Genomic DNA, 16,843 nt, shown 5'->3' with positions numbered 1-16,843 from the left:
TCATGGGTCTCGTCAAAAAGTTGCAGCGCGGCTCCGTTCGAATGAGAAGAGCCGCGCCCGATCGGTTCCGCCGGATCCTCCCGCGCGCGGCGTGGGAGAACCGCCGTGGCCGTCAGTTCGTGCCCACGATCGTATCCTTGGACTCGCTCGCGGCCGTCGCATGCTCCGGCTCGACCTTGATGCCGGGGCGGATCCTCATCAATCCGTTGACCACGATGGTATCGTGCGCATCGAGCCCGGACGCGATAACGCGCAGGCCGTCGACCACGGGGCCGAGCGTGACGTACTTGGGACTGGCAACACCGTCGTCCGAGACGGCGTAGACAAACTTGCGCACCTGCTCGGTCGCGATCGCCGCATCGGGAACGAGCAGCGCCGTCTCGGGCTTGGACGTGGTGATCTGGATACGGCCGAACATGCCGGGCGTCAGCTTGCCGTCCGGGTTCTTGAATTCGGCCCGGCCGCGGATGGTGCCCGTCGAGCGGTCGATGACGTTGTCGACGAAATCGATCCTGCCCTCGTGCTTGAACCCGTCCTCGTCGATCAGCTTGAGCTTGACCGGCAGCGACATTCCGCGATCGGCCCCCGCCGCGGCCTGGCCCGACACGGCCGCCAGGTTGCGCAGATAGGACGCCTCATCCATCGTGAACTCGAAGCGGATCGGATCGACCGTCGCCACCGTCGCGAGCAGAGTCGTGTTGCCGGTCGTCCCGCCGGTGACGAGGTTGCCGACCGACACGCGCCGGTCGCCGATGCGGCCGGACACGGGCGCCTTGAGCTCGGTAAACGCGAGGTCGAGCTCCGCCTGCCGCACGGCCGCTTCCTGCGCCATGACTGATGCCTCGGCGACGCGCTTAGCCTGCGTCCTTTGGTCCAGGGTCTGCTGCGTGATCGACGTCCCAGGCACCAGATTGGTGCCGCGCTTGAGGTCGGCTTCCGCGTAAGCCAGGTTGGCCTTGGCCTGCTCGAGCGCCGCCTTGGCCTGGTCGAGCGAGGCTTCGAACGGGCGCCGGTCGATGGTGAAGAGGGCGTCTCCCTGCTTCACGAGCTGGCCGTCGGTGAAATGGATCCGCTCAAGGTATCCCGACACGCGCGCACGGACCTCCACGAAGTCGTAAGCCACGAAACGGCCGACGTATTCGTCGTAGTCCGACACGAGCTTCTGCACCGGCTTGGCCACCGTGACCTTGGGCGGGGGAGGAGCGGTATCGGCGGGCTTTGCGGCCTGCTGCTCCCCGCACGCGGCAAGCGGCAGCGCCAGCACCAGGGCGGCCGCGAAAGCGAGATGGGAGCGACGAGGTTGCATGAACCCTCCAGCGCAGGAACTGAAAAAACACGTCTCCGCAGCTTTTCGGATCGGCACGGCAAAAGAGGATTGCGCACAGACCGGAAATCCGGGAATTGAGGCGACGAACCTTTCGGGTGAGATTGATCCGACGCGAAAGTTGCCTTACATATAGAAACGATACTGACCGGTAACACCCCGTTGGTAATCGGCACCCATTTAGCAGTCAAGGGGCAGCAGGCCAGACCTTGGTTCAAACCCGGCGAAAAACTGACGCGGGCGAGAAGGCCCTGCCACCTCCGCGGGAGCGGATTCTGGCCGTGGCGCGCGAGCTGTTCTACCGGCACGGCCTCCATACCGTGGGCGTCGAGCTGATCGCGGAAACGGCTCAGACTAATAAAATGACGCTCTACCGCCACTTCAAGTCGAAGGACGAGCTTGTCGTGGCCTACGTCCGCGAGCTGGCCGCGGAGGGCGACGCAGTGTGGGTGCGGCTCGCCGAGACCTATCCCGACGATCCCGAAAAGCGCCTTGCGGCCTGGGTGGATTACGTCGAGGAGGTGCTGACCAGCCGCTTCGAGCGGGGCTGCGCGCTGGCCAATGCCGCCGTGGAGCTTCAGCCGGGCCATCCGGCCCGCGCCGTCATCGAGGACTACAAGGGCCGCAAGCGCGACCAACTCGTGGCGCTGTTCGAGGCGTCCCGCTACCGCAACCCCGAAACGTTGGCTGACGAGGTGTTCCTGCTCTTCGAGGGCGCGCGCATCTCGATCCAATGCGGCGGCCGCGGACCGGCGCTGAGGGCCGTGCAGATGCTGCGCGATCTCCTGGCCAGCGCCGCCCGCGACGGGCTCTGATCCAGAGAGCTAGACCATGATCACTTCAGGCCCTATCAGCCTGAAGTGTGAATCATCGGTCTCATCAAAGAAATAGACCGTGATCCCGATTCAATCAAAAATGATCACGCTCTAGCGCCAGAGGCCTAAGTCGTCCCAATTCTCGCGGGGAACCTCGGCACCGACCTTGTAGGTGAAGGCGAGCGCCTTCATCTGGTCATCCGACACGGTGCACACGAACGAGAGCGCATACCAGTGATCTCTCGCACGCACGGCCGCACCCTTGGCCGACACCACGCTGCCGTCGAACTCTGCGCGCTTGAACGTGTCCGGCATCAGCCGGTCCGCTTCGCGCAACCGCTTGTCGCCGCGGCGCACCGCCTCGAGACCTCTGACGACGCACGCCTGATGCGCGCGCTCCTCCGGACTGAGCTTGAGGAGCGCCCTTTCGAGCGAGCCGGCCTCAGCCATGTGGCCCGCATCGAGCATCAGAAACACCGAGAAAATCGCAGCCCATGCCGTGCGCACGTCCACCCCCATCCCCCGATCGAGCCCGCCCCTCAAGACCAAGCAAATGTGGCGGCATTTTGCGTTTCGTCTCGGCAAACGGAGTGACACGGAACTGCCGACCGACAGAAGCGTGGATGCGATTGTCTTCCGGGCCGCAGCACCTCACTTTCTTGCCTCGCGCCCGCCCCCCGCCGGCTATATCTTCGGCCCAAGGGGATCGGGGAACAGCACACATGACGGACGCGACGCTGCCGGCCGGGCATCGGCTTCGGCAAAGACTCGAAACGGCGCTTCTCACGCCGGTCCGCGCCTTCCGCCTGCGCTATCTCCCGCTTCTGATGGTCTACTTCGCCTACGGCGCGCTCGGCCTCATCACCATCGCCGAAAGTTTCTGGATCAAATCCTCGCTGACGCTCACGCCCTCCGAGCTCGCGGCCTTGAGCGTCTGGCTCACGCTGCCCTGGACCATCAAGATGGTGTTCGGAGAGCTTGTCGACGCCGTGCCCGTGTTCGGCTCCCAGCGCCGCGCCTATGTCGTGATCGGCGGCGCGCTGGTCGCTCTGGGGCTCCTGACGCTGGCCGGAGCGGCGGGCGGCTGGCTCGCGTTCGCCCCTGCCGCCGACTTGTATCGCCTCGGCTCATTCCTGAGCGTCGTCGGCGTCGTCCTGCAGGACGTCGCGGCCGACGCCATGAGCACCGAGGTCGTCGACCGCGAGAACCCGGACGGAACCCCGCGCAACCCTGAGGACGTCAATCGCGACCTCGGCATGGTGCAGGTGCTGGGCCGCCTCGCGCTGTCCCTCGGCCTCGTCGTCGTGGCCGGCCTCGGCGGATGGCTCGCAAGCCTCTTCTCCTACGAAGCCGTGTTCCTGTGCGGGCTCGCGATCCCGCTCATCTCCGTATCGGGCGCCCTTCTGATCGAAATAAAGAGCTCGGAGACGCGCCCCGTCGACTGGCGCATCCTCGGCGGCGGACTGGCCTTCGGCGCTGCTGTTATGGCCATGGCGGTGACAGGCGTGCCCTATGCCCAGGAGATCGTCTTCGTGGTGTCGATGGTCGTTGTTTCCGCCATGCTCCGGCGCGTCGTCGGCGACCTCGACCGCCAGACCCAGAGGACGATCTTTTACGCCGCCATCATCATCTTCGCGTTCCGCGCGACGCCGCTCGTCGGCCAGGGCTACACGTGGTTCACGATCGACGTGCTCGGCTTCGACGAAAGTTTCCAGGGAACGCTGAATCAGATCGGCGCCCTGCTGGCGCTGGTCGGCACCTGGATCTTCTCCGATTCTATTACCGGACGGCCCATTCCCGTGGTGCTGTTCTGGCTCACCCTCATCGCGACCGTCCTCTCGCTGCCGAGCCTTGCCCTCACCCTCGGCATCAGCGAGTGGACCGAAACCGCCTTCGGGTTCGGGGCACGCACCATCGCCATCATCGACACGGCGGCCTCATCGCCCTTCCTGCAGCTCAGCATGATCCCGCTTCTGACCCTTTGCGCCATCTATGCGCCCGAGCAGCGCCGGGCCACGTGGTTCGCGCTCATGGGGTCGCTGATGAACCTGGCGCTGGTCGCCGCCGCCCTGCAGACGAAGTACCTGAACCAGATCTTCATTATCGACCGCGGAGCCTATGACAACCTGCCCCTGTTGCTCGGCGTCGTGATGGCCATCGGGCTCGTCGTACCGCTGGCGGCGATCCTGCTGTTCGGTAACAAGCTGAAAGGTGCCGAGATCGCGCGCGACCGCTGAGGGCGATTGCCGGCCGCACTCCGGCACGACGCCGGATGCGCCTCAACGGCGGCGATAGACCGGGCTCGCGGACCCGAGGCCGGCTCTGTCCTCGGCGAGATAGTAGCGGTTGACCCAACCCGTCACGCCGCGATAGCGGATCGGGCACCAGTCCGCGCGGCACTGTCCGGTGATCTCGACGCGGCGGCCGGTCGGCGGAATGGAGGCAATCGGTGCGTGCTGCTCCGAGGGGCCCCGCCTCACATTCAAGACATCGTAATCGGCAACGCCCCGCACCCTGTAGAGCGCGACCTCGCTCGACGTCGCGACGTTGACGCCCTCCCATTCGGTCGCGGACGGCCCACGCGGGGGCGGCGCAATGGTCTTGGCGGGCGCGGCGGCCGAGAGCGCCGCCTGTCGATGGACGGCGGGGGTCTGCGGCGCCTTTCGGGCAGCGGCGTCCTTGGTGGAGTCCTTGGCCGGCAGTTTGGTCTCAGGCTTCGGCGGACCGGGAGACTGCTGCCCAGGCGTTACGTCGCGAGCCTTTGTCATCGGCGCGTCATCTGCCGCCGTCTCGGGCGCGGGAGCGGCCAGCGCGGAGGAACCGAGAAGACCGGCGCCGCCGAAACGCATCGCCGGCCCGCCGTTCAGCTCGGGAGCCGGCTCCGGGTCCGGCTCGGCGCGCGCGACGATGGTCGGCGGGCTCGCGGACGCGGGCTGAGCACGCTCGGCCGGTACGGGGGGCGTCGGCGTGGGAACCTCGCGCGGCGGCACGGCCAGCCGCGTCGCGCGCTTCTCGGCTTGAGGCTCGGGCGTCTTCGCGAGGGCTTGAGCTTTCGCCACGACCGTGGGCTTCTCCGCGGGCGGCGTCCAATCGACGAGCGTTCCGGTTCCCGTCTCGCCATCGTCGGTCTTGCGCCAGTGGATGCGCTGGCCATCGCGCGCGAGCGTCAGGCAGCGCACGCCGGCATCGAACCAGCGGAACCATTTCGTGCAGAGCTTGTCGCCGTCGATCCACCAGCGCCCGCGATCCTTGGCGGATCCCAGGACGGGCGCGAGCACGCCGGCCTCGGCCGAAACGAACCCGTCGGTGCCGAAGCGCATGGGAACGGTGGTGCCGAGCGGCGTATCGATGGCGACGGTAGAGCCGGCTACGGTCCGCTTCAGGTCGTCGTTCGTCAGGGGAACCGGATCCGCGAGTGCGCCGGTCGCCGCTGACACAAAGCTTATGACGAGGAACGGCCTGAACAAGGAAGAACCCTGACGCTACACGACGCGACGGATGAGCTTCCTTCCTCCACCAGGAGTGTGGCAGGAACACGGTCCGCCCGATCGTTAGGCCGGAAAAATCCCGCCCCGCCAACGAGCTGGAAGCCCAGGCACCGCCGCACACATGCTGCGGCGGGCCTAACCAACCAATAGCCCGTGAGGCGTTACCGTAGGGTAAAGGAACCTTATACCCGGGCCGTGCGAAAGCGCGCAGCGAGCCTCCGAAATGCCTGGCAAAGCAACAGCCGCCTCCTCGCCACGGCGGAGAGCAGGCTCAGCCCGGACAGGACGCGCGAGGGACAAGGTGAGCAGTACGGAGCCTAAGCCGTGTGCAGCTCGGAGACCGGCGCCGAGCCGAGCATGCGGCCCAGCGCATCGAAGGCGCCGTCGAGATCCGCCAGCGTGAGCATGATGGCACGCGCCGCCTGATATTCCTCCCCCACCGCCGGATCCCGGCTTGCCGAATGTCCGGCCAGCATGCGCAAGAGCCCGGTGAGGTCGGAGGCGAGCGTCTGCACGAGACGGGTCGCAGCCGTCGTCTGCTGCGGCCAGCGGATCGGCGTCGCCAGCGCATGGGTCACGGAGCCGGACACCGTATCGTCGCCGCGCACCACGCCCGGCCGCAATTTCTCCGCGTAGAAGGCATAGGCGACCAGAAGCGCCTTGATGGCCTCCGGAACCGTCTGCCGCCCTTGCCGGAGCATCTCGAGAAGCTGGCCGGCGTGCCCCTGCCAGCGCGAAAGCAGGTCAGCCGTATCCGGCCGCACCTCGTCGCTGCCGAACCGATGAAACGCAAGCCTCCCCAGCCGACGGATGATCTTATCCGCCTTCCGCGTCCGTTGCTCGACGATGCCGTCCGCGAGACGGCCGATGCTCTCCCTGAGCTCGCGCGCCCCGTTCCACGGGTCGTCGTCCGGCGCGACGGCCGCCCCGTCGTCCTCAATGCCCCCGGCATCGACGAGCACCACGTTGCGGAACAATCCCCGCGTGAGATTCCTGAGCCGCTCCTTGACGTGCGCCACATCCTCGTCCGTATCCAGGCCATCTTTGTGGGTGGCGACGAGCAGGGCATTCCGGGCGCAGCGCCGTGGAAGCGCCGCCCAGCAGGCGCGCTCGCTCTCCGTCCACGCCCGCGTCGCGACCGTGCACCAGATCACGATATCCGCATCGGCGACGAACGCCGCCGGCCGCGCCGACGGCGGCGTATCGAGCACCTGATAACCTTTGAGCGCCTCGATCGGCAGCGCCACCCGAACGGCACGATAGGCGACGCCGGCGAGCGCCCCGACGCCGTTGCGGACGCGGATCTCGGTGTCGTCCACGCCGTGGATCGCCGGCTCCGGGGCATGCGTGACGAGCACGGGCACGCGCGTATGGGACACCACGCCGGTCGGAAGCAGCCCCCGCCCGATGATGAGATCGGTAACCGAGGTCTTCCCGGCGTTGCTCTCGCCGAGCACGACCACCCGCAACGGGCGGCGCAGCACCGCCTCGAGGCGCTGCAGCCCGGTGATGCAGTGGCCGATCGCCGGGTCGTCGATATTGGTCGCGATCAGCCGTTCCCGGACCGCCCGCAACCGCTCTGGATACTGGTGGGTGACTCGTCTCATTGGGTGCCCGGAGCGTCGGTCTTCAGGACCGTGTCGATGTATTGCGCAAGGTTCTCGAGATGCTGGGTCAGGGTTTCGGTATCCTTGAGGCGCTGCGCCTGCGTGCGGATCCTGTCGTCCCGACCGGGCGCCCCCGCGTCGGCCGCCGGCGGCTGAGCGCCGCCGTAGTCGGCGATCAGAACCTCGACGCGCCGCTTGAGCGCATGCTGGATATTGCGGCAGGCTCCGAACGACCAGCGGATGGTCGTCGTGCTGAACTGATGGAACTCGTGGCCGGCGAGCTGGACGAGCTCGTCGGCAATGGGCGCGAACTCGGCCTTGATCAGCTTCTCGATCTCCGCCCCCGACGCCTCCGGCGAGCGCTGCCGGCTCCACAGCGCCCGCCACCAGCTCGCCGATTTGAGATCGAGCACGAGCACACGGCCGAGCGGCGCGATGGTGGGCGTCGGGATGGCCAGCGTCTCTCCGCGGGGATCGACGAGGTCCGGCTCCGGCACGAGCGTGTTCATGAGGCGGTGCAGCTCCGGCACGACGCGCGCATGGAACGACGTCAGGCGATGGGCGGCCTTCTCGAACCCGACGCGGAACTCGCTCGCGAGCACGCGCCTGAGCTCCACGCCTTCATGCGTCCAGACACGCGGCGAGCGGCCGCGCGAAAGCGTATCGATCAGCACGTCGCGCTCGCGCTTCGCATGCGTATCGATGGCCCCTTTAAGACTGGCGCTGAGCCGGTCCTTCTCCTCCTGGATGATCCTGGCGAGTTGCGCCTCGATCCCCGACGCCGAAGCCTCGATGTTTGCGGCAACACGCACCAGGAGCTCGCGCTCCTGCGCGTAGATGGCGAGCTGCTGCTCCGTGGGCGGCGCGGCGGCGCGCTCGTTCTGCGACGCGAGTAGGATCTGCAGCTCGCTGCGCGCCGCACTTTCGCACGCCCGCGCCATCTCCGCGAAGCTGCGCGTGATCTGGCGCAAAGTGTAGGTGGGATGCGACATGCCCATCAGCGTGTCGATGGCCCGGTTGACGGCCGGAAGCCCCGACATGGCGTAGAGCGACTGGCGCATGCGGTCGCGAGCGTCCTCGGTGGCGAGCGCCGCCGCGCCGAGCTCGTTCGGCTTGAGGAGCCCTGCCCGCAGCAAGTATCCGGAGGATTTGCGCCGGAGAATGCGGGCCGCCGCTTGCTCGTCGAAGGAAAGGGCCTGGTTCGCCCACCAGGCGCTGCCGTAGACGACGGGGATGCTGGAGCCCGGAAACTCCGCCGCCAGCTTGTCGCGCACAAAGGACACGACCTGCGGCAGCTCGCTATCGAGATCGGAGAGGTCGTCGATCCGGTTGATGAGAACGACGATGCGATCCTTGTTGAGGCCGCGCATGATGCGCAGCAGCGCCACATCGTTGTCCGACAGCGGCTGGCGAGCCGTGAGGACGACGATGTAGACGTCCGCCATCCCGAGGCAGCGGCGCGTGATCTCGTCACGGATGAGGAAGGGATCGTTGGTGCCCGGCGTGTCGACGACCGTGCACGGAAACTCGAACGGACCCTGCTGGCAATAGATGTCGGCGGACTTGGTGATATCGGAGTACTTGCCGATCGTGGGCGATCCGGTGAAATCGCCGGAGCAGACGTAGTGCTCGAGCGTTCCAGGCTCGAGGCTCTTGAAGAAATGCGCCTGGCCGAGCAGCGTCTCGAACTCGTCACCGAGGCGGTCCTTCGCCCGCACCCGCAGCATCTCCGCGTGCCGCTGCAGGAGTTGCGGCTCGAAGTCCGGCACGAGCCGCTCGGTGAGCTCGCGGATCTTCCCGCCGCCTTCCGCGAGGTGATCCCACTCCGTCCGCTGCAGGAACGTGAAGACCGCCGCATAGCCGCCGGGGGACGCCTGGCCGAAATGCAGGTTGGTGACCGAGGTCGTCCACGGCGTGACATTGGTCGGCAGGAAGCGCGGATTGCGGATCAGCGCATTGATGAAAGAGCTCTTTCCGGACTTGATCTGCCCGACCACCGCGATGCGGCACTCGAGCTGCCGGAGGTTGCGGAGGGCGTCCGCGATGAGCGGGCGCGAGGTCGGCTCGACGAGTCCGGCGAGCACGTCGCCACAGCTCAGGAGCTGCTGACGCAGCCCCTCGAGCCGGGAGCCGATGCGGCCCGCTCCTTGGACATCCTCCCCCGATAGACCCGCGTGCAAGTCCCTATGCCTCCCCGGCGCCGGCGGTTTTTTCCCTCGATCCGCCGTAAAAAGTCACGAAAGTCATGGCCGAAACGTGTCCATCGCGCCCGGGCCTCGCAGAAACGGCGGCCGAGCCCCGCCGCACCTTGCTCCGGCAGGCCCGCGGGCGGGGCGACCTACCCCCGTCTGCGCCGCCCGGCGTGCGGCCTCTGCGATAAGGGGGATGGCGGCCCTCGTGCTCTTGCCGGCGCTCAGGCAACGCGTGCCCCAGGTCCTCGCCGCCCTCGCCTCAGGAGTTACTGTTCCGGTCCTGCTTCAGGTCGTCGGCCCGGCCGTCGAGGAGCGCAACGGCACTTGTGTAACGGCGCTCGATCGGCTCCCAGGGTGTGCCCAATCGAAAGCGTGCAACGCTCTTCCGGCAAAGCTCCGCGCCATCCTTCGCGCCTCCCGTCGCCATCTGGAATATGAGAACGGCAAGGTGCTCGCGCTCGAGCATACGGCCCTTTGCGAGCCCCAGGTCGGCGCAGGCTTGGTCGAACGCGCGCTTCAAGACGGACAGCTCCTCGTTCGTGAACGCGGAATGTCGACCGTTCGAGTCCATGACGGCACCTGCTCTGCAAATCGCGGAGCGAATATCCGCAGGCAACCCGATCGGAAGCAAGGTTCAAATCCTGGTACGGCGGGCAATTCAAATGAAACCGTAAATGATGCGCATGACGGTCCTCTATCTGCCGAAAGACGGACCACGCGGCCGCGGTCAGGATTTATTCCCACCCTGAAGGGTCGCGACGGCCCGTGACCACAGATCGGCCATTTCATTCGCCTACGCGATGCCGTTGATCCAAAGCTCGGGATCGCCGGATCCGCCGAACGGCGGGCGAGGCCGGAAGTCCTGAAGCCTCAGAAGCCCCCAACCCGCAGACCCATGCCTCCAGCGCCGCCTCAAACGACTATCGCTCGCCACAGGCTCTGTCGCGCCCTGGCCGCAGCCGCGCTCATGGGAGCCGGCCTCGCGGCCGCCAGGGCGGGCGAGGCGCAGCCGAAGCCGCCAGCTGCCCAGGAAGATGCCGCGAGCGGCGCCGCGGCGGAGTTGCCTGTCGATCCGGACTGCCTGGCAGTCACGCAGGCCTCCGCGGCAACGTACACGATCGCCAACGCGGCCTGCCCGGAGCTGAGCATCATGGCCGCGATCGAGCTTGCCAGCGACGGCTCTCAGGCGCGATGCTTCGTCAAGAAGATCCGCACCCAGATCTCGATCGCCAGCGAGGGATCCGCCCCCGTCATCAACTATCAGTGCATCGAAGGGGCGCCCGGCTGTTCCCCCGAGATTGTGCACGGTATGTTCCCCGAATGCCATGCCGGCTGACGGCCTGAGCCGGGATAAGACACGGGACGTGATGTCATTCGACCGCGACGCATCGATCGAGCGCAAGCAGATCCATGAGATCTCGCTCAACGTCGCGCGCCGTCTGCACCAGGTCCTCGACCGCAACCATTACATCCCAGCCGCGTTGCGCCCCGAGGTCGACACCACCGTGCGCGTCATCACCGGCATCCAGCGCGACATCGACCAGATCATGGGCGCGCTTCCCTCCGACGAGGCCCTCGATTTCGCCATCCTCACCCACATCATGGGCGGCCAGCGCCACGCGCTCGACCTGCTCGAGATCCTAGAGGAAAAGCTCGAAGGCGGACGCAGCGGCTACCGGCGGGATTCCGAGCGCGTGCATCAGGCACTGCTCGCCGTGTCGCGCGAGATCGAGAATGACGCCCGCCGCTATGCCACCGAAAGCCACGCGGCCGCACCCTACGCCTCACGCGATCAGGGCCGCCCCGCTGCCACCGCACGACCACCGCCCGGCCCCGTCGGCGCCCCGCGCGCCCCGTCGAGGCCGAGCGCCGGCGCAGGCCGGGCCGCAGCCGCCGTAAACGTCGCCGCCCTCCGCGCGACGCTGGCGAAGCCGGTCCCGGTGGCCCTCGCCGCGCTCGCGGTCGGAGCCGGCCTCGTCGTCGCGGTCCAGAAGCTGATGCCGCCCGAGCACGCCGCGCCGTTACCGACCGAGACCGCCGCGATCGTACCCGCCCCCGGCCATAGCCGCGCCCATCACCGTCGCCGCGCCGGCCGTCGCGCAGCCCTACCTCGTGGTGCTCGCGACACGGCGCAGCACGGAGGAGTTGCAGCAGGACTACCGTTCGTTCAAGGGCTCCTACCCCGATCTCCTCGGCAACGCCAAGGCACGCGTCGACCGCGTTCAGGGCCTGGACAAACAGACCTGGTATCGTCTCTCGCTCATTCCCCCGCAAACGCACGAGGATGCGAAAGCGCTGTGCAGCACGCTTCGCAAAGCCGGGTTGACGGGATGCTGGATCAAGCCGGTTCCGCTGCACTGAGCCCTTCGCGGCGCGATCCGTGCACGCCGGGTTGCGGCGCTCCTCCGATACCCTTATGTGAACCAAAGACCCACGGGACCCGAGCGCGCATGCCCCCCATCATTTCGGTCAAGGGCGTCACCAAGACGTATGCTTCGGGTCAGGTTGCCCTGAAGTCCGTCGATCTCGACATCCGCGAGCGCGAGATCTTCGCCTTGCTTGGCCCCAACGGCGCCGGCAAGACAACGTTGATCAGCATCATCTGCGGCATCGTCAATGCCAGCGGCGGCACGATCACGGTCGACGGACACGACATCGTGCGCGACTATCGTCGCGCCCGCGCGATCATCGGCCTCGTCCCGCAGGAGCTGTCGACCGAGATGTTCGAGACCGTCTGGGCCACGGTCTCCTTCAGCCGCGGCCTGTTCGGAAAGAGGAAGAACCCGGCCTACGTCGAGAAGGTCCTGCGCGATCTCTCGCTCTGGGACAAGAAGGACGCCCGCATCATGACGCTGTCGGGCGGCATGAAGCGGCGCGTCCTGATCGCCAAGGCGCTCGCGCACGAGCCGCGCATCCTGTTTCTCGACGAGCCGACGGCCGGCGTCGACGTCGCGCTCAGAAAGGATATGTGGGCGGCGGTGCGTAGCCTGCGCGAGGGCGGCGTCACCGTCATCCTGACCACGCACTACATCGAGGAGGCCGAGGAGATGGCCGACCGCGTCGGCGTCATTGCCAAGGGCGAGCTGATCCTCGTGCAGGAGAAGGCCGAGCTGATGCGCAAGCTCGGCAGGAAGCAGCTCACGCTCGACCTGCAGAAGCCGCTCGCGGAAATTCCGCCCGCACTCGCCGCCCACACCCTGGAGCTTGCCCCGGACGGCAGCGCGCTGATCTTCACCTACGACACGCAGGCCGAGCGCACCGGCATCACGGCGCTCCTGAACGACATGCGGGAAGCGGGCATCGGCTTCAAGGACCTTGCAACGAGCCAGAGCTCGCTCGAGGACATCTTCGTCGATCTCGTGAGGAAATCCGGATGAACTTTGAAGCAGTGCGCGCCATCTACGGCTTCGAGATGGCCCGCTGGGGGCGCACCCTCCTGCAGAGCATCGTCTCTCCGGTGCTTTCGACCTCGCTCTATTTCGTCGTCTTCGGCACCGCCATCGGCTCGCGCATCGCCGAGATCGACGGGATCCCCTACGGCGCCTTCATCGTGCCGGGCCTGGTCATGATGATGCTGCTCACCGAGAGCACATCCAATGCGGCGTTCGGCATCTATTTCCCGCGTTTCGCGGGAACCATCTACGAGATCCTGTCCGCCCCCGTTTCCCCCTTCGAGATCGTTCTCGGCTACGTGGGCGCCGCCGCGACGAAATCCGTCATCCTGGGCCTTATCATCCTTGCCACCGCGAGCCTCTTCGTGCCGATCCGCATCGCCCACCCGCTCTGGATGGTGGGCTTCCTCATTCTGACGGCCGTCGCGTTCTCGCTGTTGGGGTTCATCATCGGCATCTGGGCGGACGGCTTCGAGAAGCTGCAGGTCATCCCGATGCTGGTGCTGATGCCGCTGACGTTCCTCGGCGGCACCTTCTACTCCATCAAGATGCTACCGGAATTCTGGCAGAACGTGACGCTCTTCAATCCGATCGTCTATCTGATCAGCGGCTTCCGCTGGAGCTTCTACGAGATCTCCGACATCGGAATCGGCATTGCCGTCGGCATGACGCTGGCATTCCTCGCCCTCTGCCTCGCCATCATCTGGTGGATCTTCAGGACGGGCTACCGCATCAAAGCCTGAGATCCCTGCTCCTCCCGCGCCAGCGCCGCCGAGCGGGCTCCGGCCTTACCCGCGCGAGACTCATGTCACCGCCGCTCGGAGAGGCCGGTCGCGATGTCGCTCTCCTTGGCGGTCCCCATCAGGATGCCGATCGACTGGCGCGCGCCATCGATCATCGCACCGGGATGCGCGAGATTGGCGAGCCCGCCCGCGAGCAGGGCATCGTGGCCGAGGCCCGCCCGCCCGATGACCAGCAGCGCCCGATCCCGCGCGTCGATCGCATCCTTGACCGCCTCGGCATGGGTACGGCTCGCGACGCCCTCGAACTCGGGCGTGACCAGCGCCAGCCCGTAGCGCTGCCCGGCGAGCGCCGTGCGGATGTCGAACCCCGGCTCCGGGGGCGTATTGGCGAACCTGGCAGCGTTCGCCTCGCGCGGGCTCGGCGCGTGATGGACGAGCACGAACGCATTGTAGAGATCGGAGAACGACGGCCGGCCGGCCTTTGCGATGTCGCCCTCGATCCGCTCGCAGCCGCCGCGCCACAGGGCCGCCTCGGGATCGTCCTCGCACGTCATGCGAACGGAATAGGCGCGCGGCAGGTCCATGCGGCCCTGGATATCCGAGAGCCAGAACGCGAACGCGACCCAGCCGCCCGCGAGCGCCAGCCCGAGCGCGGGCAGCCACCAGCGCCGAAGCGCCTGAAGCGACTGGTTCCCAAGCCGGGTGAGGGACTGCAGCATGACGCCGCGGAGAGTTCCACCGCTTCGCCGCCGAGACAAGCCCCGCGCGGCCTCGCCCGAACCGTTAAGGCGCGAGCCCTTGCGCAGGAGGCGGCGGCGCGTCCGGATCGAACACCTCCGCCATCGCCGCGGACCCGTCGCGCCGGTAGATATCCGGCCGGAACGAGATGCGCCCGTCGGGCTCGGCCCAGGCCGTGATGTAGGCGAAATAGACCGGGATCGGCCGGGTGAGCTGCACGTCGAGCGCCTGCCCCGCATCGAGCACCGCCTGCACCTGCCCCGGGTTCTCCCAGCCGGGCTCGTACCTGGCGAGCCATTCCACCAGCCGGAACACGTCCTGAACGCGCACGCAGCCGGCGCTGAACGCGCGCGCGCGCTGCTGGAACAGCGGCTTCATCGGCGTGTCGTGCATGTAGACGCCGTGCTCGTTCTGCATGTCGATGCGCACGAGGCCGAGCGCGTTCTGCGGACCCGGATCCTGCTTGAGCTTGATCCGCTTGGCATCCGCCTGCGACCAGTCGATCGCGCTCGGATCGATCTCCGGCCCGTTGAAATCGCCGGTGAGCACGCGGATATGCTCGTTCGAAAGGTAGTCGGGCTCGGTGACCAGCCGCGGAAACACGTCGAGCTGGGCCACGCTGTCGGGCACGCGCCAGTACGGGAAGAAATTGAGGTTCCGGATCGTGGCCCTGAGCGTCGGCGTCTCGCGGCCGTTGCGTCCCACGATCACGCGATGGCGCAGCATGGTCTGGTAACGCTCCACCGCCTCGAGCTGAAAGGCCGGAATGTTGACGAGCACGTAACGCTCTTCGGTCGGCTGCTGCACGAGCTCGAGAATGCGGCCGTGATTGAGCTTGAGCTGCGCGAGGCGCTCCTGCGCCGTGACGTTGAGCGCAGCCAGCGTCGGCTGGTCCACGCGCCCGTTCGTGCGCAGCCCGTTGTTCTCCTGGTAGCGCGCGACCGCCTGCTCCACGGCCGAATCGTATTCGTAGTCGTTGTAGCTCGACGAGCGCGGCAGCTCGCCCGTCACCATCAGCCTCCGCCGAAGATAGCTCACGCGCTCGTCGCTATCGCCGGGGCGCAGCATGCGGTTGCCGGGGATCGTCGGCCAGCCGCCCTTGTTCACGATCTGCTCGTAGCGGGCAATGGCACTCTCCATGGCCGCGAGCATCTCGTCGCTGCGCCACGGCACGTCGTTCGGCCTGAGATCGTTGAGGTCGTCCTTGCGCGGCTGGCTCCGCTCGAGCGACGCCCGCTTGCCCGAATAGTCCGGCGCGCCGAACGACGTGATGCCTTCCCACCAGTTGCCGTCCTGTGCGCCAGCCGATGTCCCGGACCAAGCCATCGCCACTGCGAGCAGAGCGAAGCCGAGGCCGCGGAGAACCGTCGTCGACAAAATCACCGGAAATCCAATCCTGTTCGCCGCAAAGAAGGCTCTTAGACGCAACCGATATGGCCAAACAAAGACCCGCCCGCAAGTCGCCCGCCAAAAAAACCGCTTGAAAAAGAAGCACCTATTGCCGCGCGTGCGGCAGCCCCCGCGGCCAGACGCATCAGGACGGGAAATGATCCCATCCCCCGCCGCGGATCGCCAGCGGCCGCCCGTCGAAGCCGGTGACGGCCACGCCGTCCCCCGGGGCGAGCCGGCCGATGGCGGACACCGCGACGCCGCTCGCCATGGCGGCCTCGCGGAACGCCGCGGCATCGGCCGGCGCGACGGCCGCCAGCACCTCGTAGTCGTCGCCCCCCGTCAGCACCGCCTGGATAAGCTCCGGATCGTGGCGGAGCGCCGTGCGGGCCGGGTCCGACAGCGGCAGCCGCGCCGCCTCGAGCGCCGCCCCGAGCCCCGAGGCGCGCGCGAGCCGCCCGCAGTCCTTGACGAGGCCGTCCGAGACGTCCATCGCTGCCCTCGCGTAAGAGAGGAGATGCGGCGCAAGCGCAAGGCGCGGCTCGGGTCTCAGATAGCGGCCGAGCAGCGCCTGCACGCTCGCGTCGTCGAGGCCCATCGCGGCCGCGCACGCCGGATCCTGCCGCAGCCGGAGACCGAGCGCGCTATCGCCAAGCGTGCCCGACAGGAACAAAAGGTCCCCCGCCCGCGCCGTCGCACGGCGAACCATGTGTCCCTGGGGTACGCGGCCGATGGCGGTGATGGTGACGGAGAGCGGGCCCGGCCGGCGGTCCGTATCGCCACCCGCGAGCGCGAGGCCGAACGCCGTCTGCGCGGCGCCGAGCCCGGCGGCGAAGGCTGCGAGCCACGCCGCCTCAGGCCGCGCGGGAAAGGAGAGCGACATCAGGTAGGCGACCGGCTCAGCGCCTTTCGCGGCAAGGTCCGACACGTTGACCGCGAGCGCCTTCCAGGCGATGTCGGCCGGCGCATCTTCAGAGAAGAAATGGACCCCCTCGGCCACCGCATCGGTGGTCAGCACCAGATCGGCGCCGGGCGGAGGCGTGAGAAACGCGCAGTCGTCCTTGAGGCCCAACGCGCCCGCGAAGCCCGAAGCCAAAGGCGCGAAGGTGGTTTGGATCAGTTCGTCCTCGCCCCCCGCCTCCTGGCTGGCCATGG

At 67.5% G+C, this 16,843-nt stretch carries 14 protein-coding genes; 5 read left to right on the top strand and 9 right to left on the bottom strand.

The window, feature by feature from the left end:
* Nucleotides 1–112: 112 nt before the first annotated feature.
* Nucleotides 113–1,306 (bottom strand): efflux RND transporter periplasmic adaptor subunit, encoded by a 1,194-nt coding sequence (locus tag V7082_RS07745; protein WP_334147368.1) that lies wholly within the window; start codon nt 1,304–1,306, stop codon nt 113–115.
* A gap of 299 nt (nt 1,307–1,605) precedes the next feature.
* Here V7082_RS07745 and V7082_RS07740 point away from each other — a divergent pair, with 299 nt between their 5' ends.
* Complete coding sequence (locus tag V7082_RS07740) at nt 1,606–2,139, top strand: TetR/AcrR family transcriptional regulator (protein WP_334147366.1); 534 nt, start codon at nt 1,606–1,608, stop codon at nt 2,137–2,139.
* Nucleotides 2,140–2,250: 111 nt separating this feature from the next.
* Here the strand turns inward: V7082_RS07740 and V7082_RS07735 are convergent, their stop codons facing one another.
* Nucleotides 2,251–2,646 carry a DUF930 domain-containing protein gene (locus V7082_RS07735; RefSeq protein ID WP_334147364.1) on the bottom strand — a complete coding sequence of 132 codons (396 nt, stop codon included), beginning with the start codon at nt 2,644–2,646 and terminating at the stop codon, nt 2,251–2,253.
* A 215-nt stretch (nt 2,647–2,861) separates the two neighbouring features.
* On the opposite strand from V7082_RS07735, the gene V7082_RS07730 reads away from it, so the two are divergent.
* Nucleotides 2,862–4,376 carry a hypothetical protein gene (locus V7082_RS07730; RefSeq protein ID WP_334147363.1) on the top strand — a complete coding sequence of 505 codons (1,515 nt, stop codon included), beginning with the start codon at nt 2,862–2,864 and terminating at the stop codon, nt 4,374–4,376.
* A 42-nt stretch (nt 4,377–4,418) separates the two neighbouring features.
* Here the strand turns inward: V7082_RS07730 and V7082_RS07725 are convergent, their stop codons facing one another.
* The 4 genes from V7082_RS07725 to V7082_RS07710 form a co-directional block, all read right to left on the bottom strand.
* Entirely contained in the window at nt 4,419–5,606 is a 1,188-nt protein-coding gene (locus V7082_RS07725) for an SH3 domain-containing protein (protein ID WP_334147361.1), read from the bottom strand.
* Nucleotides 5,607–5,944: 338 nt separating this feature from the next.
* Nucleotides 5,945–7,234: a dynamin family protein gene (locus V7082_RS07720; RefSeq protein ID WP_334147360.1), complete on the bottom strand. Its 1,290-nt coding sequence runs from the start codon at nt 7,232–7,234 to the stop codon at nt 5,945–5,947.
* Complete coding sequence (locus V7082_RS07715; protein ID WP_334147358.1) at nt 7,231–9,414, bottom strand: dynamin family protein; 2,184 nt, start codon at nt 9,412–9,414, stop codon at nt 7,231–7,233. Before V7082_RS07715 ends, V7082_RS07720 begins: the two co-directional genes overlap by 4 nt.
* 271 nt (nt 9,415–9,685) lie before the next feature.
* Nucleotides 9,686–9,997, bottom strand: coding sequence for a hypothetical protein (locus V7082_RS07710; protein ID WP_334147356.1), 312 nt, complete (start codon nt 9,995–9,997; stop codon nt 9,686–9,688).
* A gap of 396 nt (nt 9,998–10,393) precedes the next feature.
* Between V7082_RS07710 and V7082_RS07705 the strand changes: the two genes are divergently transcribed.
* The 3 genes from V7082_RS07705 to V7082_RS07695 all read left to right on the top strand — a co-directional run bounded on the left by V7082_RS07705 (nt 10,394) and on the right by V7082_RS07695 (nt 13,561).
* Complete coding sequence (locus V7082_RS07705) at nt 10,394–10,762, top strand: hypothetical protein (protein WP_334147355.1); 369 nt, start codon at nt 10,394–10,396, stop codon at nt 10,760–10,762.
* A 1,114-nt stretch (nt 10,763–11,876) separates the two neighbouring features.
* Nucleotides 11,877–12,803 (top strand): ABC transporter ATP-binding protein, encoded by a 927-nt coding sequence (locus tag V7082_RS07700; protein ID WP_334147399.1) that lies wholly within the window; start codon nt 11,877–11,879, stop codon nt 12,801–12,803.
* Nucleotides 12,800–13,561 carry an ABC transporter permease gene (locus V7082_RS07695; protein WP_334147353.1) on the top strand — a complete coding sequence of 254 codons (762 nt, stop codon included), beginning with the start codon at nt 12,800–12,802 and terminating at the stop codon, nt 13,559–13,561. Before V7082_RS07700 ends, V7082_RS07695 begins: the two co-directional genes overlap by 4 nt.
* 65 nt (nt 13,562–13,626) lie before the next feature.
* On the opposite strand, the gene V7082_RS07690 is transcribed toward V7082_RS07695, so the two are convergent.
* The 3 genes from V7082_RS07690 to thiL all read right to left on the bottom strand — a co-directional run bounded on the left by V7082_RS07690 (nt 13,627) and on the right by thiL (nt 16,841).
* Complete coding sequence (locus V7082_RS07690) at nt 13,627–14,280, bottom strand: hypothetical protein (protein WP_334147351.1); 654 nt, start codon at nt 14,278–14,280, stop codon at nt 13,627–13,629.
* A gap of 64 nt (nt 14,281–14,344) precedes the next feature.
* The gene (locus V7082_RS07685) at nt 14,345–15,682 is read right to left on the bottom strand and encodes a L,D-transpeptidase family protein (protein WP_334147349.1); all 1,338 of its coding nucleotides are present in this window, start codon (nt 15,680–15,682) and stop codon (nt 14,345–14,347) included.
* Nucleotides 15,683–15,833: 151 nt separating this feature from the next.
* Nucleotides 15,834–16,841 carry a thiamine-phosphate kinase gene (gene thiL / locus V7082_RS07680; RefSeq protein WP_334147347.1) on the bottom strand — a complete coding sequence of 336 codons (1,008 nt, stop codon included), beginning with the start codon at nt 16,839–16,841 and terminating at the stop codon, nt 15,834–15,836.
* Between the last annotated feature and the right edge of the window lie 2 nt (nt 16,842–16,843).

This window comes from Hyphomicrobium sp. (assembly GCF_036833075.1).
In the GTDB taxonomy this organism is placed as follows: domain Bacteria; phylum Pseudomonadota; class Alphaproteobacteria; order Rhizobiales; family Hyphomicrobiaceae; genus Hyphomicrobium_C.
Note: the sequence above shows the minus strand (reverse complement) of the source record. Positions and strands in the feature narration are given on the sequence as shown.